A 22,480-nucleotide genomic window follows, 5' to 3' on the forward strand; every position below is an offset into this window, starting at 1 on the left:
CCGCACGCATGCGCGTGCGGCTTTTTTATTCGGGCTCTGCAGCGGCGACGCCGCTGCGCAACGCTACACCAGCGCCGGCAGACCCTCGACCAGCGCGACCGCGCACATCACGCCGATCAGCGCGCCCAGCACGCGCAGCGCGTTATGGCGCAACTCGGTCTTGCATGGCAGCGCGCCGACGAACAGCGCGCCCGCCAGCGCCATCGGAATAACAAGGATGAAATCGCCGATCGTGAAGTACGTCATATTCGTCTCCGTTGTCGAACCCGTGCTGCCGGGTTGCTGAGTTGTTCCGGGGAAGGCGGCGGCTGCGCAATCGGGCAGCACGCGCGTTCGATTCGAGTATAGGAGACCGGTGGTGACGCAGGAGCGCGCGCGAGCGGCTCGCGAGCTTTATTCGCAAGCCGGCGAAGCCGGCGCGGCAGGGCCTTCGCCGGTTGGCGCGGCGCAGCAAAACGCGAAAAAGATATGTAGCGGACGCTTACGTTTGGCTTGCGTTTTGCCGCAAATCCATGCGGGCTGGGTCGCGCGGGTTATTCGCGGGTCATTCGGGGATTATTCGCGCCCCCGCAGCCGCGTCGCTGCCACCAGTCCGATCACGAGCAGCATCCCGACGAGTCCGGCCACGCCGTTCCACCCGTGTCCGGCCCACACGTGACCGCCATACGAGCCGACCACGCTGGAGCCGATGTAATACGCGAGCAGATACAGCGCGGCGGCCTGGCCCTTCGCTTCTTTCGCGAGTCGCCCGATCCAGCCGCTCGCGACCGAGTGCCCGGCGAAGAAGCCGAACGTCACGCACGCGATACCGGCGACGATCGCCACGAGCGGATGCAGCATCGTCAGCGCGAGGCCGCACACCATCAGCAGCAGGCTCGCGGTCAGCACGCGCGCGCGGCCGAATGTGTCGGCCATCCGACCCGACAACGGCGACGCGATCACGCCGGTCAGATAGACGACAAAAATCGCGCCGATCCCGGTCTGCGTCAACTTGTATGGCGGCGCGAGGAGCCGGTAGCCGATGTAGTTGTACAGCGTGACGAAGCTGCCCATCAGCACGAAGCCGAGCAGGAACAGTTGCGGCAGGCCGGGACGCCTGAACTGCGCGAGCAGCGCTTTGCGGTGATGCGCGAAGCCGAGTCCGCGGCGCGGCACGAAATGGCGCGACGGCGGCAGCAGCGCGCGAAACGCGAGCATCGACAGCAACCCGAGCACGCCGATCGTGCCGATCGCGACACGCCACGAAAACAGATCCGCGACCACGCCGGTAATCACGCGCCCGGCCATTCCGCCGATCGCAGTGCCACCGACGTAGAGCCCCATCGCGAGACCGAGACCGTCGGGATGCACTTCCTCCGCAAGATAGGCCATCGCGACGGCCGGCACGCCGCCGAGCGCGAGCCCTTCGAGAAAGCGCAGCACCAGCAACTGATGCCAGTGCGGCGCGATCGACACGCCGATCGTCAGCACCGCCGACACGGTCAACGACAGCGTCATCAGCTTGTGCCGGCTCCAGCCTTCGGAGACGAAACCGGCGACGAAAATCGCCAGCGCGAGCGCGGCGGTGGACAGCGACAGCGACAGGCTGCTTTGCGCGGGCGTCACGCCGAACGCTTCGGAAAACGACGGCAACAGCGGCTGCACGCAGTAAAGCAGCGAGAAAGTCGCGTAGCCGGCGAACAGCAACGCGACGCTCGCACGCCAGTACGCGCGGGAGCCACGTTCGAGATACGGGATGTCCGACACGGCGGACGCGCCGGCGGCAACGGTCGATACAGCAGGGGAGGGAACAGCAGATGCAGTCCGCTGGGATTGCGGCGGCAGGGTCACAACAGAACTCCTTGGGTCACACGAAACGCGCAAAAGCGTGAAGGATACGCTGAAAAAGCAACTCGGGCCGGCTCGCCGGTTTTGTTGGCGGTCATCCGCAGGGTTTATGATGGTCCGCATGACGAGGCATGGCGGTGCGATCAGCGCCGTGCGCCGTGAAGCTGGAATCAAGCGAGGAAACTCGCGAAACGACGGCTGAACCGCTTTCTGTTCGCGCTTCCCAAAGCCCGGTAAAACGGCAACAATGGTTCGAACCTTACACGCGCAAAGGGGCGGTGTAGCTTGGGTGCGCTGGCAACGTTCAATGCGAAGCGGCGTTTTTATCATCACCTCGACCGGCGGAAAACTCACTAAGCCGGCTAAGGGAAACGGGGAAATATCATGCAAGTCGGTTCCATTGTCCGCTCGGTACATATCGCCGTGCCGCAAGGCGCGCGCGGAATCGTCATGCGCATTCTTGGCGACATGGCGATGGTCGCGTGGTACGCCGGCGAGCCCGGCGCGTCGCAGCAACTGAACACCGAACCCTTTTTCCTCGAAGATCTGATCGATACCGGCGACGTGATACGTCCGGCCGGCGCGCAGACACATTGAAGATGCCGACTCGTTTTTCCCCGCGACGCGGCGCACAATGCGGGGCATGAACGACACCATTCCCGATTCTTCCCATCCCGAGGCCGGCGCCGGCGGCGCCGTGCCGTTCGCGCGGCTCACGCCGGAAACCGTGCTGGACGCACTCGACGGCGTGCTCGCCACCGCCGGCGTGCGTACCGACGGCCGGCTACTGCCGCTCAACAGCTACGAGAATCGCGTCTACCAGGTCGGCGTCGAAGACGGGCCGCCGGTGGTCGCGAAGTTCTATCGGCCGGCGCGCTGGAGCGATGCGGCGATCCTCGAAGAGCATGCGTTCGTCGCCGAACTCGCCGCGCGCGAAATTCCGGCGGTGACCGCGCGCGTGCTCGACGGCCGCACGCTGCACAGCTTCGACGGTTTCCGCTTCTCGGTATTCGAGCGGCGCGGCGGCCGCGCGCCCGATCTGGACCGGCGCGATACGCTCGAATGGCTAGGGCGCTTCATCGGCCGCATTCATGCGATCGGGCAGACGCAGAACTACGCTGAGCGTCCGACGCTAAACATCGAGACCTTCGGCTACGAGCCGCGCGAGTTTCTGCTCACGCATCGTTTCGTGCCGGACGATTTGCGCACCGCGTGGGAAACAGCGGTGAATCTCGCGCTCGAAGGCGTCGAGCAGGCGTTCGAGCGGGCCGGTGAGATTCGCCCGCTGCGCCTGCACGGCGATTGTCATCCAAGCAACGTGCTGTGGACCGACGCGGGTCCGCATTTCGTCGACTTCGACGACAGCCGCATGGGCCCCGCGATTCAGGACCTCTGGCTGCTGCTGCCGGGCGAACGCGTGGAAGCATCGCGCGCGCTCGCCGACCTGCTCGCCGGTTACGAGGACTTCTGCGAATTCGAGCTGCGCGAGCTGTATCTGATCGAAGCGTTGCGCACGTTGCGGCTGATTCATTACCAGGTGTGGCTTGCGCGCCGCTGGGACGATCCGGCTTTTCCGGCCGCGTTTCCGTGGTTCAACACGCAGCGTTACTGGGAGGAGCGCATCCTCGAGATGCGCGAGCAGATCGGCGCGATGCAGGAAGGGCCGTTGTGGCCGGTGTGACGCATGGCCCGGGTGGCCCGGGTGGCCACCCATACGCGCGTCGTTTCAGCTGGTCCGCAATCCTCAAGGCGCCTTCGACGCCACACTCGACGACTCCACCAGCGTCGATCTGACAATCACCTGCGCGCGCACGTCCCGTCCGATCGCTTCGATCGCGGGACGCATTCGCGCGAAATCATCAGGTGTGCAAACGTCGCTGTCGAAATGGGTCGCGCCGTCGCGCGTCATCGTCACCACGTTGGTGTGCGGATCGTACGCGTAGCGCGACGTGAAATCGACGAAGCGGTCCGCGGTGCGCAGCGCTTCCGGCATGTCGAGCACGCGGAAATTAGCCGGCAATTCGAGCCGCGCGCGTTCGTGAATCACCAGGTTGTGGCACACGAACGGCTGCGTGCGTTTGCGCTCGCCGAGCCAGTAGCGGGTGTCCGCATCGACGCCGCCGCCGAAACTCGTCAGCGCGGGAATCGATGCGGTCATCCCGGTCACTACCAGGTCTTCGAGCGTGCCTTGCATCGTCAGCGTGAGCGGGCCTTCGGTGGCGGCGAGATCGCTCGTTGCGAGCGTCGCGGTGCCGCGCAGATTCGCGTTGCGCAATTCGCCCTGGATCGATTCCTCGCGCTGCGCCGGCGTTTGCGTGCGCAGCCGCGCGCGGGTCTGTTCGGCGTACGGCCCGATGTCTTCCAGCCGATAGGTGAAGCTCGCGGACCCGTCCGCCGCAACCTTGATCGCGAGGTCGGTGCTGCGCGTCATCGGCGCGGTTGCCGGCGTTTGCGCGAGCACGCCGGTGTCGACCAGCACCGCGGGCCGGTTCATATCGGACGCGGGCAGATAGCCGAATTCGACGTTCGACGCGGTCGAATCCGCGTACATCTGCAACTCGGGCAGCCACGTGATCGCGTGATTGATCACGCCGTAGCCGGGCACGCTCGGCAGCGTGTAGATCGTGCCGTTGCTGATCAGCGCGGGCTCGTTGCGCACGCCGACCGCATCGAGCAGCGCGCCGTATAGCGCGACGTGGTCCTTGCAGTCGCCGTAGCGGTTCGCGAGAATCGCGCTCGCGCTGTGCGGCACGACCGCATCGCGGCCCACATAGATCGCGACATAGCGCACGTTGCGGCGTACCCAGTCGTATAGCGTTTTGGCTTTGTCGCGCGGCGTGCGGTCGTGGGCGGTCAGTTGGCGCGCGAGTTGCGCGAGCGCGGCATCGTGCGCGCCGGGGTCCGCCGCCGACGCGCGATACGACGCGGCGAACGCCGCATAGCTCGGAAACGTCGACACCATCAGCCGGTCGCCATACGACACATACGCGATCGAGCCGCGCTCCAGCCGCTCGAAATGCGCCTTGTCGTAATCGAATTCGTAGCGGGTGCGGCCGTCGCGAGTGACCGGCGACACCGCGCTGAAGCCGCGCGCGTCCGCATACAGCGGCTTGTCGGCGGGCAGGTCGTAGATCAGACGGAAGTTGCGGGTCGGCGCGAGATCGGGCGGCGTGAAGTCGCTGAATTCGCCGGGGACGATCGGCTGGCGCTGGGTCTTGCGGTAGGTCAGATGCACGCGCGCGCCTGGTTCGACCGCCGGAAACACGATCACTTTTTCCTGGATGTCCTGAAACATCGGCGCGTCGAACGACCGGGCTTCCTGCACGTCGCGAATCTGTTCGGACCGCACGTCGTGGCGTCTGCCGTCGGCGCTCAGCGTGTAGGCCTCGAGAATCTGTACGTCGGCCATGTTGCGGTTGAACCAGACGTACTGCTGCGCGACCCGGCCGACCCCGGCCTCGGTGTTCACGCGCAGCGTCATCGAGTCGAGCTTCGCATACGAGCCGTCCGCGTTGACCGTGAAGGTCTGCGTTTCGCCTTCGTTCGTGTACGGGTCGTCGAGCTTGAGCGCCACGCTCGCGCTCGCGGCGTGGATGCCGGCGAGCCAGCCGAGCGAGGCAACGCGGACCAGAACGTGCAGGCGCATGACAGGTGATATCCGGACGGTGACGTTGACGGGATCGTCAGCTAGCGTCGGTTCGCGCCGCGCGGATGTCAAGCGGCTGTCGCGCATTGCGCGGGCGGTGGCGCGGCACGCCACCCGCCGGACGCAACCCGCGCGACGCTACACGCCGCAAGCCGCCCCGCCCGACGCCGCGATCTCGCGCGCGGCCTTCGCGCCTTCGACCTGCAACAAGGTAGGCAGCGACACGCCGTTCTTCGCCGCGGTCACTTCCGCGAGGATCGACACCGCGATCTCGGGCGGCGTGCGGCTGCCGATATAAATCCCGACCGGCCCATGCAGCCGCGCCAGCTCGGCGTCGTTCAGATCGAACTCCTTGAGCCGCTCGCGCCTCGCCTGATTGTTGCGCCGCGAGCCGAGCGCGCCGACATAAAACGCCGGCGTTTTCAGCGCTTCCATCAGCGCCAGATCGTCGAGCTTCGGATCGTGCGTGAGCGCGATCACCGCGCAGCGTTCGTCGAGCTTCATGTCGAGCACGGTGTCGTCCGGCATCGTGCGCACGAGCTTCGTGCCGGGCACGTCCCATTCCTCGGTGTATTCCTCGCGCGGATCGCAGACGGTGACCTGGTAGTCGAGCCCCACCGCGATATGGCACAGATAGCGCGACAATTGCCCCGCGCCGATCACCAGCATCCGGTAGCGCGGCCCGTGGATCGTCAGCAGACGCTGGCCGTCGAAATGCACGCCGTCGGTCGCCTGCGCGTCGTCGAGCCGGACCGCGCCGGTCGCCATGTCGAGTTCGCGCGCGAGCAGCCGGCCGTTCTCGACCGCGTGACACAGTTCGGCGATCGCGCTGGCCGGCGTCAACGGTTCCAGCACCAGCTGGATCGTGCCGCCGCACGGCAGCCCGAAGCGGTGCGCCTCTTCGGCGGTGATCCCATACTTCACCGCTTCCGGGTGGGTCTGCTCGATACCGCGCTGCCGCACCCGCTCGATCAGATCGTCTTCGATACAGCCGCCCGACACCGAGCCGACCACGTGGCCGTCGTCGCGCACCGCGAGCATCGCGCCTTCGGGGCGCGGCGACGAACCCCACGTCTTCACGACCGTGACGAGTAGTGCGCGATGTCCGTCTTCCAGCCAGCGAGCGCTGGATTTCAGGACTTCGAGATCCACGCTGTCCATGATTTCTTCCCTTTCTTTGTGTCGCCGTCGGACGTGCCGTCCGCGGTTTCGTTCGATTCCGGTTGCGTCGCCGCGGATGCGGCTTCGGTTGCTGCCGGCGTGACCGCATCGCCGTGCGCCGGGCCGGCGCTATTGTCGCCCGAGAGCTGGGCACTGAAGCGCCGAAAAAATTCCCCGGCGATCTTGCGCGCGGCACCGTCGACGAGCCGCGAGCCGATCTGCGCGAGCTTGCCGCCGACCTGCGCGTTGGCCGTGTAGCTGAGCTTCGTGGCGGCGTCGCCGTCGGCTTCGAGCACGACCTGCGCGTTGCCCTTCGCGAAGCCGGCCGCGCCGCCCTGACCTTCGAACACGATCGTGTAGGTGCGAGGTGCGTCGATGTCGGTCAGCTGCATGCGCCCTTTAAAACGCGCCTTGACCGGCCCGACCGCCGCGCTCAACGCGACGAGATACGCGTTCTCGCCGTCGGGATCGATGCTTTCGCAGCCGGGGATGCACGCGCGCAGAATGTCGGTGTCGTTCAGCGCGTCCCATGTTTGCTGGTGCGCGACCGGCAGCGTGTGCGTTTCGGTCAATTCCATGAGCTTGCTCCTGCGGGTGTCGTTGCGGCGACGGCCCGGCGCGGCGCGCGCGCGAGTTGCGCGAGGTCGCGGCCGAACGCGGCGAGACTGTCTAGATTATGAACCGGACGATGCGCGTCCACATGCGGGAGGATCGCCTGCACGCCGCGCGCTTTCGGGGTGAAACCGCTGAAACGCAGCAGCGGATTGAGCCAGACGATTCGATGTGCGAAGCGCGCGAGGCGCGCCATTTCGGTGTCGAGCACGTCGATCGCTTCGTGATCGAGTCCGTCGGTGACGAGCAGCACGGTGGCCCGGCCGGTGAGCACGCGACGTGCCCAGCGCCGGTTGAATTCGGCGAGCGCCGCGCCGATGCGGGTGCCGCCCGACCAGTCCACAACCTGATCGCTGAGCGTCGCGATCGCGACATCGGGGTCGCGCTCGCGCAGCGCGCGGGTCGCGTTGGTGAGCCGGGTGCCGAACAGGAAGACCTGCAGACGTTCGCGCGATTGCAGCAGCGCGTGGCAGAAGTACAGCACCGCGCGCGAGTAGTTGCTCATCGAACCGGAGATGTCGAGCAGCAGCACCAGCGGCGGCTTGCGTTCGACCACCGCGCGATATTTCCACACGGTCCAGTCGCCGCCCGCGCGCACCGCGTGCCGCGCGCTCGCGCGCAAGTCCGCATGGGTGCCGTGCGATGCCGCTTTGAGGCGGCGCGTCGGTTCCGTCGCGAGCGGTAGCCGCTGGCCGCGAATCAGATGACGCAGCGTGCGCCATTCGTCGGCGCTGAGCGTGTCGAAATCGCGCTGACGCAACCGCTCTTCCGCGCTGAACGTGAGCTGCGCGTGCAACTCGTGCTGCTCCGTTTCCGGCGCCGCGTGGTGTTGCGGCGACGGCGGCATGCGGACCGCGAGCGCGTCGGCGAGGCGGTTGTTGCGCTTGGGCGGCGGCAGGCCGTCGCGCACTTTCGGCAGCAGCAGCGCGCGCAGCTTGCCTTCCCAGTCGGGGTCGCGCCAGAACAGTTCGAACGCGGCGTTGAACAGGTCCCGTTCGTCGGGCGCGGTGACCAGCAGCGCGGCGAGTGCCGCGCGCACGTCGTCGCGGCGGCCAAGGTCGATCCATTGCAGCGCGGCGAGCGCGTCGACCGCCTGCGCGGGCGACATCGGCAGGCCGGCGCCGCGCAGCACGCGGACGAAATGGACCACGTTGCGCGCGAGCATCGGCGCGGTGGGTGGGGCCGCCGTGGGTGGCTGCGGGTTGGTGTCGTTGCTGTCGTCGGGGCCGCTTTGCCTGGTCATCCGAACGATCCTCACGCGGACAGGCACTGCGCGATCTGCGCGGCGTCGATGCGCGCGAGATCGTCCTGATACTTGAGCAGCACGCCGAGCGTGTTCTGCACCGATTGCGGATCGAGTTCCGTCACCGACAGCGCTTCGAGCGCGCGGCACCAGTCGATCGTCTCGGCGATGCCGGGCGCCTTGAACAGATCCATCCCGCGCAGCCGGTGCACGAAATCGACCGCGCGCCGCTGCAATTGCTCGGACGTTTGCGGCGCGCGCGCGGCGACGATTTCCAGTTCGCGCTCGCGGTCCGGGTAGCCGATCCATTGATACAGACAGCGCCGTTTCAGCGCGTCGTGCACTTCGCGGGTGCGGTTCGACGTCATGATCACGAGCGGCGGCTGGGCGGCGCGCACGGTCCCGTATTCGGGAATCGATACCTGGAAGTCCGAAAGCAGTTCGAGCAGGAACGCTTCGAACGGCTCGTCGGCGCGGTCGATTTCGTCGATCAGCAGCACGCGGCGCGCGCCCGGATGGTGTTCGTCCGGCAGCAGCGCCTGCAACAGCGGCCGCTTGAGCAGGAATTCGCCGCGATACAGCGTGTCGTTATCGGCGCGCTCGCCGGTTGCTTCGGCGAGGCGCAGCGCCATGATCTGGCGCGGGTAGTCCCACTCGTACAGCGCACTGGCGGTGTCGAGTCCTTCGTAGCATTGCAGCCGCAGCAGCGTGGTGCCGAGCATGCCGGCGGCCGCTTTCGCGAGTTCGGTTTTGCCGACCCCGGGTTCGCCTTCGACGAACAGCGGCCGCTCCATGCGCAGCGCGAGATACAACGCGGTCGCGAGTTCGCGGCTCGCGAAATAGCGTTGCGCGGCGAGCTGCGCGAGGGTGTCGTCGATCGAGGCCGGCTGCATCGCAAGGATCGCTAAGCAGTTGCCTTCGTCACCGCGCGTGCGGCCAGCACCGGGATCAGGTGCGCGCGGTACTCGGCGCTCGCGTGCATGTCGTCGTTCAGCTCGTCGGCCGGCACACTGACAGCGCGCGCCGCGTCGGGCGTGAAGTTCGCCGACAGTGCGTTTTCGAGTCCCGTCGCACGAAACACCGACGACGCCGCGCCGGTCACCGCGACCCGCACGCCGCCCGCGAACTTCGCGACGAACACGCCGACTAGCGCGAAGTGCGACGCCGGGTTGCGAAATTTCTCGTACGCGGCCCGCTCCGGCACCGGAAATTCGACCGCGACGATCAGCTCGTCCGGTTCAAGCGCGGTCTCGTACATGCCGACGAAGAAATCGCCCGAGGCGATGCGCCGCCGTTCGGTGACGATCGTCGCGTCGAGCCCCAGTGCCGCGGCCGGGTAGCACGCGGCCGGGTCGTCGTTCGCGAGCGAGCCGCCGATCGTGCCGAGCGCGCGCACCTGGCGATCGCCGATATGGCCGGCGAGATCGGCGAGCGCCGGCAATACGCGCCGCACGTCCGGATGATCGGCGACGTCCGCATGACAGACCGCCGCGCCGATCGTCACCTTGTTCGCATCGACCGTGATCGACTTCAGCGCCGGAATTCGCGTCACGTCGACCAGTTGCGACGGCTGCGCGAGCCGCAGCCGCATCGTCGGCAACAGGCTCTGGCCGCCGGCGATGAATTTGGCTTCGGTGTCGGCGGACAGGGCTGCGGCGGCCGCTTGCGGATCCGTCGCGCGTTGATACTCGAATGAATACATGTCGAATGCTCCGCTCAGGATCAGTTGGGTTGCTTGGCCGCGTGAATCGCCGACCACACGCGATGCGGGGTTGCCGGCATCTGCAGATCGGTCACGCCGAGCGGCGCGAGCGCGTCGATGATCGCGTTGATCACTGCCGGCGGCGAGCCGATCGCGCCCGCCTCGCCGCAGCCTTTGACGCCGAGCGGATTGTGCGTGCACGGCGTGCCCTTCGCGGTTTCGACGGTGAAGTCGGGCAGGTCGGACGCATGCGGCATCGCGTAGTCCATATACGAGCCCGACAGCAGCTGGCCGCTGTCGTTGTCGTACACGCAGCGCTCGAGCATCGCCTGACCGATCCCTTGGCCGAGCCCGCCATGCACCTGGCCTTCGACGATCATCGGATTGATCACGTTGCCGAAATCGTCGACCGCGGTGAACTTCTGGATGCGCGATACGCCGGTGTCCGGATCGACTTCGACCTCGCAGATATACGCGCCCGACGGATAGGTGAAGTTGGTCGGGTCGTAGAACGCGCTTTCCTCCAGGCCCGGTTCGAGCACGTCGAGCGGATAGTTGTGCGGCACGTACGCGGCGAGCGAGATTTCCGCGAACGCCTTGGTGCGGTCGGTGCCGGCAACGCGGAACACGCCGTTCCTGAACTCGATGTCTTCGGCCGACGCTTCGAGCAGATGCGCGGCGATCTTCTTCGCTTTCGCTTCGATCTTGTCGAGCGCCTTCGAGATCGCCGAGCCGCCGACCGCGATCGAACGCGAACCGTAGGTGCCCATCCCGAATGCGATGCGGCCGGTATCGCCGTGCACGATCTCGACGCTGTCCAGTGGAATGCCGAGGCGGTCCGCGACCACTTGCGCGAAGGTCGTTTCGTGCCCCTGGCCGTGGCTGTGCGAGCCGGTGAACACCGTCACCGAGCCGGTCGGATGCACGCGGATCTGGCCGACTTCGAACAACCCGGCGCGCGCGCCGAGCGCGCCCGCGATGTTCGACGGCGCGAGTCCGCAGGCTTCGATGTAGCACGAGTAGCCGAGCCCGCGCCGCTTGCCGTTTCGTTCGGATTCCTGCCGACGCGCGGCGAAGCCCGCGACGTCCGCGAGTTCGAGCGCGCGTGTGAGCAGCGTGTTGTAGTCGCCGGTGTCGTAGGTGAGGCCGACCGGCGTCGCGTACGGGAACTGCGTGATGAAGTTGCGGCGGCGGATTTCGGCCGGATCGAGCTTCATCTCGCGCGCAGCGGCTTCGACCAGCCGCTCGACCACGAAGGTCGCCTCCGGCCGGCCCGCGCCCCGATACGCGTCGACCGGGACCGTATTGGTGAACACCGCCTTCACTTCCGCGTAGATCGCCGGCGTCGCGTACTGGCCGGCGAGCAGCGTCGCGTACAGGATGGTCGGCACGCTCGACGCGAAGGTCGACAGATACGCGCCCATGTTCGCGATCGTATGCACGCGCATCGCGAGGAACTTGCCGTCGGCGTCCATCGCGAGTTCGGCTTTGGTTACGTGGTCGCGGCCGTGCGCGTCGGACAGGAACGCTTCTGAACGCTCCGCGGTCCACTTGACCGGCCGGCCGATCTTCTTCGACGCCCACGTCAGCGCGACGTCTTCCGCATACAGGAAGATCTTCGAGCCGAAGCCGCCGCCGACGTCCGGCGCGATCACGCGCAGCTTCGATTCCGGCAACGACAGCACGAACGCGGCCATCAGCAGGCGCTCGACGTGCGGATTCTGGTTCGCGACGTACAGCGTGTAGCTGTCGTCCTGCGCCGAGAAGCTCGCGTTGACCGCGCGCGGTTCGATCGCGTTCGGCACGAGGCGGTTGTTGACGATGTCGAGCGTGGTCACGTGCGCGGCTTTCGCGAACGCGGCGTCGGTCGCGGCCTTGTCGCCGTGGCCCCAGGTGTAGCAGACGTTGTCGGGCACTTCGTCGTGCACCGCCGGCTGTCCGGCGTCGGACGCATGCGCGGTGTCGACCACCGCGGGCAGCACGTCGTAATCGACTTCGATCAGCTCGGCCGCGTCCTTCGCGGCCTTGATCGAGTCGGCGATCACCAGCGCGACCTGGTCGCCGACGTGGCGCGCCTTCGTATGCGCGATCACCGGATGCGGCGGCTCGTTCATCGGCTTGCCATCGGTGCTGTGGATCAGCCAGCCGCATGGCAGGCCGCCCACTTTTTCGGCGGCGAGGTCCGCGCCGGTGAAGATCGCGACCACGCCCGGCGATTGCCGCGCGGCGTTGATGTCGATGCTGTTGATCTTCGCGTGCGCGTGCGGCGAGCGCAGGAACACCGCGTAGGTTTGCTGCGGCAGCACGATGTCGTCGGTGTACTGGCCTTTGCCGGTCAGGAATCGATAGTCTTCCTTACGTTCGACGGCGGCGCCGATCAGGCTCGGGGTATCGGGTGCGTTCATCGTCGGCTCCTCAGGCGGCGGGCGCGGTGGCCGCGCCGGCGTTGGCGGGACTGCCCGCATGCGCGTCCGACGCGCCGCGCTTCATCCCTTCGGCGCCTTCGAGCACGGCCTTGACGATGTTGTGATAGCCGGTACAGCGGCACAGATTGCCGTCGAGCTGCGCGCGTACGTCGTCGCCTGTCAGGTCGGGCTGCCGCTCGACCAGCGACACCGCGCTCATCACCATCCCCGGCGTGCAGAAGCCGCATTGCAGACCGTGGCAGTGCTTGAACGCGGCCTGCATCGGATGCAGCGCGCCGTTCTGTGCGAGTCCTTCGATCGTGGTGACTTCGGCGCCGTCCGCCTGGACCGCGAGAATGTTGCAGGATTTGATCGCGCGGCCGTTCAGATGCACCGTGCAGGCGCCGCATTGCGCGGTATCGCAGCCGATGTGCGTGCCGGTCAGGCGCAGCTGCTCGCGCAGGAACTGGACTAGAAGGGTGCCGGGATCGATCGAGGCGCTCACGGGTGCGCCGTTGACCGTCAGACTGATGCTGATCGCCATGAAGTTGTCTCCATTGTCGGCCGCACTTGGCGCAAAGCTCCTAGTGCGGTCCCATGCAACGCTGTCGGCCGCAGTCGGTGCTTCAACGCTCGCTGCGGTCCCCTGCGTCTATCGCTGTGGGTGAGACCGGACCTGTGACTTTTATTGCCCCTGCTTTCCTTCGACTGCCTGCTGACTTCTTGCGCAAGGTCCGATGAGGGTGCTACGGGTCTTATACGGCTGCCGAAAAGTAAATCACAAATCGCGCGAGCGCGCTATGAGGGGAAGTGTGTCGGCGCGCGCGAGCGCACGAATCGGTGAGCGGAAAGAACAACGCCCCGTCATGCGGTGCATGACGGGGCGTATCGACAGATCAGCGGAAAACCGGGCTCGGGCCGCCGGCCCGAACCGGCAAACTCACTTCGCCAGCTTCGAATGGCGGCGCGAATAACCGAAATAAACCAGCATGCCGAACGCGAGCCAGATACCGAACGCGGTCCAGGTAATGCCTTGCAGATTGAGCATCAGGAACAGGCACGACGCGACCGCGAGCACCGGCACCACCGGCACGCCCGGGCAACGGAACGCGCGCGGCAGGTCCGGGTGGGTCTTGCGCAGCACCAGCACCGCGATCGACACCATCGAGAACGCGGCCAGCGTGCCGATATTGATCAGTTCGGCCAACACATTGAGCGGCACCAGCGCGCCGATCAGGCCGAAGAAAATGCCGACCAGCCAGGTCGTGAAGAAAGGCGTCGAGAAGCGCGGATGCACCTTCGACAGCTTCGCCGGCAGCAGGCCGTCGCGCGACATCGCGAAGATCACGCGGGTCTGACCGTAGGCCATCACCAGAATCACCGTCAGCATGCCGAGCACCGCGCCCAGATCGATGAAGCCGGCGACCCAGTTCTGCCCGGCCAGTTGCAGCGCATACGACACCGGGTGCGAGATGCCGACGAACTTGCTCGACGGCACGATGCCGGTGACGACCGCCGCGACCGCGACGTACAGCACCGCGCACACGCCGAGCGATGCGATGATGCCGACCGGCAGATCGCGCTTCGGATTCTTCACTTCCTCGGCCGCCGACGACACCGCGTCGAAGCCGATGAACGCGAAGAACATCACCGCGGCCGCGCCGAACACGCCGCTCCAGCCGTTCGGCATGAACGGATGCCAGTTGGCCGGGGTCACGTGGAACACGCCGACTACGATCACCAGCAGCACCACGGTGACCTTGATCGCGACCATGATGTTGTTGATCTTCGCCGATTCGCGGATGCCGACCGACAGCAGCGTGGTGATCGCCATCATCACGAGGAACGCGGGCAGGTTGAACAGCGTATGCACGCCCGGAATCGCGCCGGGCGCCGCGGACAGCGCAACCGGCAGCGACACCCCGAAGCCCGACAGCAGCGACTGCAGATAACCGGACCAGCCGACCGACACCGCCGAAGTGGCGAGCCCGTATTCGAGCATCAGGTCCCAGCCGATGATCCACGCGGCCAGTTCGCCGAGCGTCGCATACGAGTACGTGTAGATCGAGCCGGCGACCGGGATCGTCGATGCGAATTCCGCGTACGCGAGCGCGGCGAAGCCGCAGGCGATCGCCGCGATCACGAACGAGATCATCAGCGCGGGGCCGGCCTGGACCGCGCCGGTGCCGGTCAGCACGAAGATGCCGGTGCCGATGATGGCGCCGACGCCGAGGAACGTGAGGTCCAGCCCGCCGAGGGCCTTTTTCAGGCCGGCGGTCTGAGCGCTGGTCGCGAGCAGATGCTCGACGCTCTTTTTGCGAAACAGGGACATTGGCGTGGGTCTCCAGTAGTGCACGCGTGTTGCGCGCCGAATGTCGGGAAAACCCGGGATTCTAGCGGATACGTGCGATCGGGCTGCCCGTTCAACGCGATTTCGGAGTGCCGGCGACGGGCGGAAACTCCCGCCAGGACGGGCGTTCGGGGTGGTCTTGCAGTTCCGGGCCGGGGCTGGCGATAAAGATTACCGGGATAAGCGATTAACGGGGAGGGAATCGCTCGCGTGGCGCGCGCGCCACGCCGGCCGGTCGGCGGCGCGGTGCCGCAGCGGGGTGGCGCAAGAGCGGGCTGCTTCGGCCGGTCCGCTTGCTCCACGCGGCACCGCCGAAGCGGCGCGCTCAGCCGGCCATCGCCGGATTCAGATCGACGAGGCGATTGCTCATCACGTAGAACGTCAGCTCCGCGTTGTTGCGCAGCTTCATCTTCTCCAGCAGCCGGGTGCGATACACGCTGACCGTTTTCACCGACAACGACAGCGTCGCCGCGATGTCGGTCAGCCGCTTGCCCGATGCGAGCATGCACAGCGTCTGGTATTCGCGGTCGGAGAGCTTTTCGTGCGGCAGCTGCTCGCCGTCGAACGACACGTAGTCGGCGAGCGCCTCGGCCATCGCCGGGCTCACGTATTTGCGGCCGGCGGCGACCTGCTGGATCGCGCGGATCATCTGCGCGGCATCGACGGTCTTCGACAGATAGCCGGACGCGCCGGCCTTCAGCGCGCGCACCGCGTACTGGTCCTCGCGGTACATCGAGAACATCAGCACGGCGACCCGCGGGGCCTTGCGCTTCAGGCGCTTCAGCACTTCGACGCCGTTCATGTCGGGCAGCGAAATGTCGAGCAGCACGACGTCGAAGCTTTGCTGGCCGACCGCTTCGAGCGCTTCGCCGCCGTTTTGCGCCTCGGCCACCTCGCGCGCGATGCCGCGATCGAGCAGCAACTGACGCACGCCCTGGCGGACCACCGCGTGATCTTCGACGATCAGGATGCGCAGGCTCATGATGGCCGGCTCACGCTTGCAGCGCGCGCCGGGCGGCGCGCGGCGCGGTGATGGGGGCGAGCAGCGCGTCCCAGGCGAAGCGGGCGAGGAGCTGCGTGCCGCGCTGAGCGGCGTGTGCCGCTTTGGCATTGGGGGTGGCGTTGGGGTTGGCGGTTGCGGTGACGTTGGCGCTCGCGCGCCGTGCGCTCACGCGCAGCGTGCCGTCGAACGCGGCGCAGCGCGCCTGCATGCCGGTGAGCCCGAAATGGCCGCCGTGCGTGCTGCCGTGGCGCTTTTGCGCACCGCGCGGCATGCCGATTCCGTCGTCGCTGACGACCAGCTTCAGATGGCGCGCGCCGGCCTCGATCCGCACCTCGACGCGGTTCGCCCGCGCATGCTTCGCGACGTTGTTCAGCGCTTCCTGCGCGACCCGGAACACCGCGAGCGCCGCGTCGGCGGACAGGCCAGCGAGCCGCGCGTCGTCGGTGCAGCTGAACGACGTGAGCAAGCGGGTGCGGCCGGCGAATTCCTCGAGCCACTGCCGCAGCGCCACGCCGACGCCCCGCTCGAACGACGGCGCGTGCAGTTGCGCGACGGCCGCGCGATGGGCCGCGCAGACTGCATCGAGCGAACGGTTGGTGAGCGCAAGCGCGGCCGTGCATTGCGGCGGCGCGTCGGCCGCCAGCCAGGTCTCGACGCCGGCGAGCGCGAAGCGCGTCGCGGTCAGCTCGGCGCCGACGCCGTCGTGCAACTCGCGCGCGATGTGGCGGCGCACGCTCTCCTGCGCGTCGACCAGCTCGGCCGACAGCTCGCGCACGCGCGCACGCAATTGTTCCAGCTCGCGCTGCGCGGCGTGCGACGGGGCGTCGAAGCCATCACGCGGCGCCGGCGAGGCCAGCGGCGCGTCGAATGGGACGGCAGTCGACGTATCCATGGAGATTCCTCTCAGGAAACGGGTGGATGACGAAAGCGGGCGGGATGGCAAAACACGAATGTCGAACCTTTCCGAGCTGATCGTCGCGGGCGCGGCGCGACGGATAATTGCTACGGCTCAAGGTAACGAAATTTACATTCAGTAACAAGTCGGGCGGACCACGACAGGCATCGAATTTGTCCTAACTTGGTGCGCGATGATATCTCAAAAAAAAGAAAAGTGCAGTCGCACCAAGGCTTAGCGCCGGTTTGTTAGAAATCGCTTGATGTATTTTGCATGACCAACATGTCAGAAAAATGCCGACGCCAAATGTTAAATGGACGAGGGCAATTTGTAACCGGCAACAAAAAAGGAGCCCGTAGGCTCCTTTGCAGTAATTCGCGGCGCGCGGGCCGCGAAAACGTGTGTGTCGCTCAGCCGACGAAGGCCTTTTCGACCACGTAGTGACCCGGCTCGTTGTTGCTGCCTTCCTTGAAGCCCAGGTCGTCGAGCAGCTTGCGCGTGTCGCGCAGCATGTGCGGGCTGCCGCACAGCATGACGCGGTCGTTTTCGAGCGAAAAGCCCGGCACGCCGAGGTCGGCGAACAGCTTTTCGGTTTCGATCAGCTCGGTGATGCGGCCGCGGTTCTGGAACGCTTCGCGCGTGACGGTCGGGTAGTACAGCAGCTTTTCCTGCACCAGTTCGCCGAGGTGCTCGTGCGCCGGCAGGTGGTCGGTGATGTATTCCTTGTACGCGAGTTCGTCGACGAAACGGCAGGTGTGGGTCAGCACCACGCGCTCGTAGCGGTCGTAAATGTCCGGATCTTTAATGATCGACATGAACGGCGCGAGGCCCGTGCCGGTGGACAGCAGCCACAGCGTCTTGCCCGGCAGCAGGTTGTCGGCGACCAGCGTGCCGACGGGCTTCTTGCCGATCAGCACTTCGTCGCCGACCTTCAGGTGCTGCAGACGCGACGTGAGCGGACCGTCCTGCACCTTGATGCTGAGGAATTCGAGATGTTCTTCGTAGTTCGCACTCGCGAGGCTGTAGGCGCGGATCAGCGGCTTGCCGTCGACCTGCAGGCCGACCATCGTGAACTGGCCGTTTTCGAAGCGGAACCCCGGGTCGCGCGTGCAGGTGAAGCTGAAAAGCGTATCGGTCCAGTGGTGGACGCTCAGGACGGTTTGTGAATTCAGGTTGCTCATGGCTTCTTGGATAGTGCGAAAACAAAGGCGGCCAGTCGTTGGAGCCGGCCGGCACGGCAATGGGCGATGCTGCGCGCTTCTGGGCGCGGTGGCGTTTCCCCCGCGGGCGGGAGTTACGCGCAATCCGCCATTTTACCGTGCCCGGCGGACGGGGCCTCGGCGCGACGGTCGAGCGAGGTAAAGCGGGTTGCCGGACCAGCAAAGCGTGGGCGCCGGTGGCTTGGCGCCGCAAAGTACGTCGGCGTGAGTGCGGCCGTGCTTCAGCGGGGTACGGCGATTCGGCGAACGCCGCGCGGGGCGGCTGCCATTGACTGCCCGGCAGGCGCGATAAGCAGCGCGGCGCGCGGACGACAATTTTCAGGATGATACCTAAAGGTAACGTGCAGTGCAGCATTGACCCTGCTGAGAAAACTGGCAAACGGGGGGCGCAACGGACCCCGAAGCGCCCGACCCGCCCGATCCTTCCCAAGCCGCCCGACTCGCCCGACTCGCCTTAAGCCGCAGCCCGCTTCGCCCCGCGCTGCTTCAGCACCCGCGCCTGCAGCACGATCACCAGCAGCAGGAACACGCCGCGAATCACCGACTGCCAGTACGCGGACAGGCTGATGAACCCCAACCCGTTCTCGAAGTTCAGCAGATTGAACACGAGCCCGAGCAGCAGCACGCCGGCGATCGTCATCGCGACCGAGCCTTCGCCGCCCGTCAGCAGCGTGCCGCCGAGCACGACCGCCGAGATCGCGAACAGCTCCCAGCCGACCCCTTCGTTCGGCTGCCCGGCGCCGAACTGCGCGGCGAGGATCACGCCGGCCATCCCGGCCAGCAGGCCGCTGACCGCATACGCGAGCACCAGCGTGCGGTCGACGTTCAGGCCCATCAGCCGCGTCGCTTCCTCGCTGCCGCCGATCGCCAGCGAATGCCGGCCGAAGCGCGAACTGCGCAGCGCGAGCCAGCCGGCCACCGCCGCGACCAGCGCGACCAGACCCGGAATCGGCAGCCCGAACAGGTCGCCCTGGCCGAAGTCGCCGAAGTTCGATTCGGCGGCAATCGACACCGCATCGTTCCTGCCGAGCAGCAGCGCGACGCCGTGCGCGCCCAGACTGGTCGCGAGCGTGACGATGAACGGCAGGATCTTGAGCCGGGTGATCATCACCCCGTTCAGCACGCCGACCGCGAGCCCGGCCGCGCAGCCGGCCAGCACCGCGACCCAGCCGCCGTACACGCTGGTCAGCGCGGCGACCACGCTGGCGAGCGCCGCGACCGTGCCGACCGACAGATCGATCCCGCCGGTGATGATCACGAACGCCATGCCGATCGAGATCAGCGCGAACATCGAGTTGTAGCGCCAGAACGACGTGATGTTGTACGCCGAGCCGAAGTGCTCGTAGCGCACGAGGCCGAGCACGACCAGCGCCGCGAGCGCGAGCAGGATAGGAAGATTCTTTTTCATCGCATCGAGTCCTGAGATGGCGTGCGCGGATCAGCGCGCGCGCCGCTGCACATAAACGGCCGCGACGATGATGCCGGCCTTCACGACCAGCGCGGCCGCATCGGGGATGCCGTGCGCGAGCAGCGTGTAGCGCAGCAACTGGATGATCAGCGCGCCGATCAGCGTGCCGCCGATATACGCCTTGCCGCCGGTCAGCGCGGTGCCGCCGACCGCGACCGCGGCGATCGCGTCGAGCTCGACGCCGAGTCCGACCACGTTCGCATCCGACGACGAATTCACCGAGATCGAGATCAGCCCCGCGAGCCCGGCGAGCGCCGCGCACAGCGTGTAGGCGATCAGCTTGATGGTCGCGGTCGGCACGCCGCACAGATAGGCCGCCTTCTCGTTGCCGCCGGTGATCAGCAGATACTGGCCGAACAGCGTCTTGCGCACGATCCACGCGAAGAGGCCAACCAGCGCGAGCATCAGCAGCACCTGGAACGGCACGCCGGCGACCTTGCCGAGCGCGATCCACTGGAACGCGGGCGTATTGAACGCCTGCAGACTGCCGTCGGTGACGACTTGCGCGATCCCGCGTCCGGCGATGAACAGCACCAGCGTCGCGACGATCGGCTGCACCGCCAAACGTGTGACCAGCAATCCGTTGAACACGCCGCATGCGGCGGCCGCGAGCACCGGCAGCACGAACGCGAGCCCGATGCCGAGCGGCCCCTGAATATTCAGGAACAGCATCGGCGCGAGCGCGCCCGAAATCGCCATCGATGCGCCGACCGACAGATCGATCCCGCCGGTCGCGACCACCAGCGTCATGCCGATACCGACGATCACGATCGTCACGACCTGGGTCATGTTCACGTTGAAGGTCTGCAACGACCAGAAGTGCGGCGTGAAGATCAGGTTGAACAGCACCATCGCGAGCAGCACGATCACTTCGCGCTGCATCGCCAGATGGCGCAATTTCTGCACGGTGCTCGATGCGCGCGTGCGCGGGGTGGCCGCCGACTGCAACGGCGCAGCGGCGCCCGGCGCCTCGGCCGGCAGCGAATTTGAATGAAGCTTAAGCGCCATGACGGTCGCCTCCCAACGCGTCTTCGATATGTGCCGATTGCGCTGCGTCGGCGAGCGCCGAGTGGCCCTCGCTGCCGTACGCGATCGCGTCCATGATCGCGGTCTCGCTCATCTCGGCGCCGTTCAGTTCGGCGACCGTGCGGCCGTCGCGGATCACCACCGCGCGGTCCGCGACCGCGGTCAGTTCTTCGAGTTCCGATGCCGACAGCAGCACCGCGAGCCCCGCGTCGCGCAACTCGCGCACGATCTTCGCGACGTCGGCCTTCGCGCCGACGTCGATCCCGCGGGTCGGCTCGTCGAGCAGCAGCAGCGCCGGCTGCGCCGCGAGCCAGCGCGCGAGCAGCACCTTCTGCTGGTTGCCGCCGGACAGTTCGCGGATCGGTTGATCGGCCGAGCGCAGCTTGATGCCGAGCGACGCGATGAAGCGATCGACGATCGCCTGCTGCTTCTTCACGTCGACCACGCCGTTTTTCGCGAGCGTGCGCAGACAGACCAGCGTGAGGTTGTCGCGTACCGACAGTTCCGGCACGATCCCTTCGCCCTTGCGGTCCTCGGTCAGATACGCGAGACCGCGCGCGATCGCGTCCTGCGGCGACTTCAGCGCGACCGCCTCGCCGCCGATCGAAAGAGATCCTTGCGCAAGCGGATCGGCGCCGAACATCAGCCGCATCGTCTCCGTGCGGCCCGAGCCGAGCAGACCAGCGAGGCCGACCGCTTCGCCCGCGTGCACGTCGAGCGAGACGCCGTTGACCTTCGGCGGTGCGCCGAGCTGGCTCGCGCCGAGCACCTGCTTGCCGCGCTTGGCGAGGTTCGCTTCGCGCGACGCGGTGTCTTCCTGCACCACCGCGGCGAGCGTGCGGCCGAGCATCGTGGTGACCAGTTGCAGTTTGTCCATTTCCGCCATCGTGCTTTGCGCGACCGTCTGGCCGTCGCGCATCACAGTCACGCGATCGCACAGCGCATACAGTTCGTCGAGCCGGTGCGAGACGAAGATCACCGCGCGGCCGTCGTCGCGCAGCTTGCGCACGACCGTAAACAGCAGCTCGACTTCGCGTTCGTCGAGCGACGAGGTCGACTCGTCCATGATCACCATCTTCGCGTCCGACGACACCGCCCGCGCGAGCGCGACCATCTGCTGGATCGCGGTCGAATAGCGGCCGACCGGTTTCTTCACATCGATTTGCAACCCGAACGATTCGAGCAGCGCGCTAGCGCGCTGCTGCACCGTGCGCCAGTCGATCAGGCCGAAGCGGCGCGGCTCGCGGCCCAGAAAGATGTTTTCCGCGACCGAGCGGAACGGCACCAGGTTTATTTCCTGGTAGATCGTGCTGATGCCCGCCCCGCGTGCCTGCTTCGGGGTGCGGAAATCGACTTCGCGGCCTTCGAAGCGCACGCTGCCCGAGCCGCGCCGATACGCGCCGGTCAGGATCTTGATCAGCGTCGATTTGCCGGCGCCGTTCTGGCCGATCAGCGCGTGGACTTCGCCCGCGGCGACGCTCAGGTTGGCGCCGCGCAGCGCGGGTACACCGCCGAAGCTGATGCCGATGTCCTGCATCTCGAGCAGCGGGGGACGGGTAAGAGGGGAGTGACGCGGGTGCGTGCCGGATTCCGTCACGGTGTTCTCCTGGTGCGGATGCTGCCGGTGGTGCCGGGATTACGTCGGTTGGCGTTGAGTTACAGCGGGGCGGGATGCGCGGCGTGTCCGGCGCGGGTCCGCGGCGCCTGCGCGCCGGACCAACGGGGCGGGGCGTGGCGACCCCGGTTACGCCGCATAAAAACGAAGCGACGGTCCGTGCGTGACGGGCGCGTCGCTTCGAACCCTTCCCGCCACCCGCCCGACGAGGAGACCTTCATTGGAAGGCGGGTGACTTCCTGCTACAACGCTGTAGCCGGCGCCGGGGAAGCCGCTGAAGCGAGCGCCGCGTTCACGCGCGCTGCCC

General features: G+C 66.8%; 20 protein-coding genes. 3 read left to right on the forward strand and 17 right to left on the reverse strand.

Going from position 1 to position 22,480, the window contains the following annotated elements:
- Positions 1-63: 63 nt before the first annotated feature.
- Positions 64-246, reverse strand: coding sequence for a hypothetical protein (locus LJ656_RS12650; RefSeq protein ID WP_008923386.1), 183 nt, complete (start codon positions 244-246; stop codon positions 64-66).
- Positions 247-555: 309 nt separating this feature from the next.
- Positions 556-1,830: an MFS transporter gene (locus LJ656_RS12655; protein ID WP_230509740.1), complete on the reverse strand. Its 1,275-nt coding sequence runs from the start codon at positions 1,828-1,830 to the stop codon at positions 556-558.
- Positions 1,831-2,211: 381 nt separating this feature from the next.
- On the opposite strand from LJ656_RS12655, the gene LJ656_RS12660 reads away from it, so the two are divergent.
- Positions 2,212-2,424, forward strand: a complete 213-nt coding sequence (locus tag LJ656_RS12660; RefSeq protein ID WP_230509741.1) for a hypothetical protein — start codon at positions 2,212-2,214, stop codon at positions 2,422-2,424.
- Between the two features lie 37 nt (positions 2,425-2,461).
- Positions 2,462-3,508 (forward strand): serine/threonine protein kinase, encoded by a 1,047-nt coding sequence (locus LJ656_RS12665; RefSeq protein WP_230509742.1) that lies wholly within the window; start codon positions 2,462-2,464, stop codon positions 3,506-3,508.
- A 63-nt stretch (positions 3,509-3,571) separates the two neighbouring features.
- Here the strand turns inward: LJ656_RS12665 and LJ656_RS12670 are convergent, their stop codons facing one another.
- The 11 genes from LJ656_RS12670 to LJ656_RS12720 form a co-directional block, all read right to left on the reverse strand.
- Positions 3,572-5,473: a DUF3857 domain-containing transglutaminase family protein gene (locus LJ656_RS12670; protein WP_230509743.1), complete on the reverse strand. Its 1,902-nt coding sequence runs from the start codon at positions 5,471-5,473 to the stop codon at positions 3,572-3,574.
- 138 nt (positions 5,474-5,611) lie between these two features.
- Complete coding sequence (locus LJ656_RS12675) at positions 5,612-6,634, reverse strand: XdhC family protein (RefSeq protein WP_230509744.1); 1,023 nt, start codon at positions 6,632-6,634, stop codon at positions 5,612-5,614.
- Positions 6,607-7,212 carry an SRPBCC family protein gene (locus LJ656_RS12680; RefSeq protein WP_230509745.1) on the reverse strand — a complete coding sequence of 202 codons (606 nt, stop codon included), beginning with the start codon at positions 7,210-7,212 and terminating at the stop codon, positions 6,607-6,609. The genes LJ656_RS12675 and LJ656_RS12680 overlap by 28 nt, the downstream gene beginning before the upstream one ends.
- Complete coding sequence (locus LJ656_RS12685) at positions 7,203-8,411, reverse strand: vWA domain-containing protein (RefSeq protein ID WP_230509808.1); 1,209 nt, start codon at positions 8,409-8,411, stop codon at positions 7,203-7,205. Before LJ656_RS12685 ends, LJ656_RS12680 begins: the two co-directional genes overlap by 10 nt.
- Before the next feature lie 89 nt (positions 8,412-8,500).
- Positions 8,501-9,382 (reverse strand): AAA family ATPase, encoded by an 882-nt coding sequence (locus tag LJ656_RS12690; protein WP_230509746.1) that lies wholly within the window; start codon positions 9,380-9,382, stop codon positions 8,501-8,503.
- An 11-nt stretch (positions 9,383-9,393) separates the two neighbouring features.
- A complete protein-coding gene (locus LJ656_RS12695) occupies positions 9,394-10,191 on the reverse strand; it encodes an FAD binding domain-containing protein (RefSeq protein ID WP_230509747.1) in 798 nt (265 codons plus the stop codon).
- 20 nt (positions 10,192-10,211) lie between these two features.
- Complete coding sequence (locus LJ656_RS12700; protein ID WP_230509748.1) at positions 10,212-12,596, reverse strand: xanthine dehydrogenase family protein molybdopterin-binding subunit; 2,385 nt, start codon at positions 12,594-12,596, stop codon at positions 10,212-10,214.
- Between the two features lie 10 nt (positions 12,597-12,606).
- A complete protein-coding gene (locus LJ656_RS12705) occupies positions 12,607-13,140 on the reverse strand; it encodes a (2Fe-2S)-binding protein (RefSeq protein WP_230509749.1) in 534 nt (177 codons plus the stop codon).
- 396 nt (positions 13,141-13,536) lie between these two features.
- Positions 13,537-14,928, reverse strand: a complete 1,392-nt coding sequence (gene bcaP / locus LJ656_RS12710; protein WP_230509750.1) for a branched-chain amino acid transporter BcaP — start codon at positions 14,926-14,928, stop codon at positions 13,537-13,539.
- A gap of 343 nt (positions 14,929-15,271) precedes the next feature.
- On the reverse strand, positions 15,272-15,928 hold the full coding sequence (gene rqpR / locus LJ656_RS12715; RefSeq protein ID WP_230509751.1) for a response regulator transcription factor RqpR: 657 nt from the start codon (positions 15,926-15,928) through the stop codon (positions 15,272-15,274).
- A 10-nt stretch (positions 15,929-15,938) separates the two neighbouring features.
- Positions 15,939-16,841 (reverse strand): sensor histidine kinase, encoded by a 903-nt coding sequence (locus tag LJ656_RS12720; RefSeq protein ID WP_230509752.1) that lies wholly within the window; start codon positions 16,839-16,841, stop codon positions 15,939-15,941.
- Between LJ656_RS12720 and LJ656_RS12725 the strand changes: the two genes are divergently transcribed.
- On the forward strand, positions 16,840-16,986 hold the full coding sequence (locus tag LJ656_RS12725; protein WP_230509753.1) for a hypothetical protein: 147 nt from the start codon (positions 16,840-16,842) through the stop codon (positions 16,984-16,986). The genes LJ656_RS12720 and LJ656_RS12725 overlap by 2 nt on opposite strands.
- A gap of 268 nt (positions 16,987-17,254) precedes the next feature.
- Here the strand turns inward: LJ656_RS12725 and LJ656_RS12730 are convergent, their stop codons facing one another.
- From LJ656_RS12730 to LJ656_RS12745, 4 genes are all read right to left on the reverse strand, one after another.
- Positions 17,255-18,025: a ferredoxin--NADP reductase gene (locus tag LJ656_RS12730; protein WP_230509754.1), complete on the reverse strand. Its 771-nt coding sequence runs from the start codon at positions 18,023-18,025 to the stop codon at positions 17,255-17,257.
- 493 nt (positions 18,026-18,518) lie between these two features.
- Positions 18,519-19,472 (reverse strand): ABC transporter permease, encoded by a 954-nt coding sequence (locus LJ656_RS12735; RefSeq protein ID WP_230509755.1) that lies wholly within the window; start codon positions 19,470-19,472, stop codon positions 18,519-18,521.
- A gap of 30 nt (positions 19,473-19,502) precedes the next feature.
- Entirely contained in the window at positions 19,503-20,414 is a 912-nt protein-coding gene (locus tag LJ656_RS12740) for an ABC transporter permease (RefSeq protein WP_230509809.1), read from the reverse strand.
- Between the two features lie 115 nt (positions 20,415-20,529).
- A complete protein-coding gene (locus tag LJ656_RS12745) occupies positions 20,530-22,095 on the reverse strand; it encodes a sugar ABC transporter ATP-binding protein (protein ID WP_230509810.1) in 1,566 nt (521 codons plus the stop codon).
- Positions 22,096-22,480: the final 385 nt, after the last annotated feature.

Origin of the sequence: Paraburkholderia sejongensis (genome assembly GCF_020880815.1) — a bacterium.
Classification (GTDB): Bacteria; Pseudomonadota; Gammaproteobacteria; order Burkholderiales; family Burkholderiaceae; genus Paraburkholderia; species Paraburkholderia sejongensis.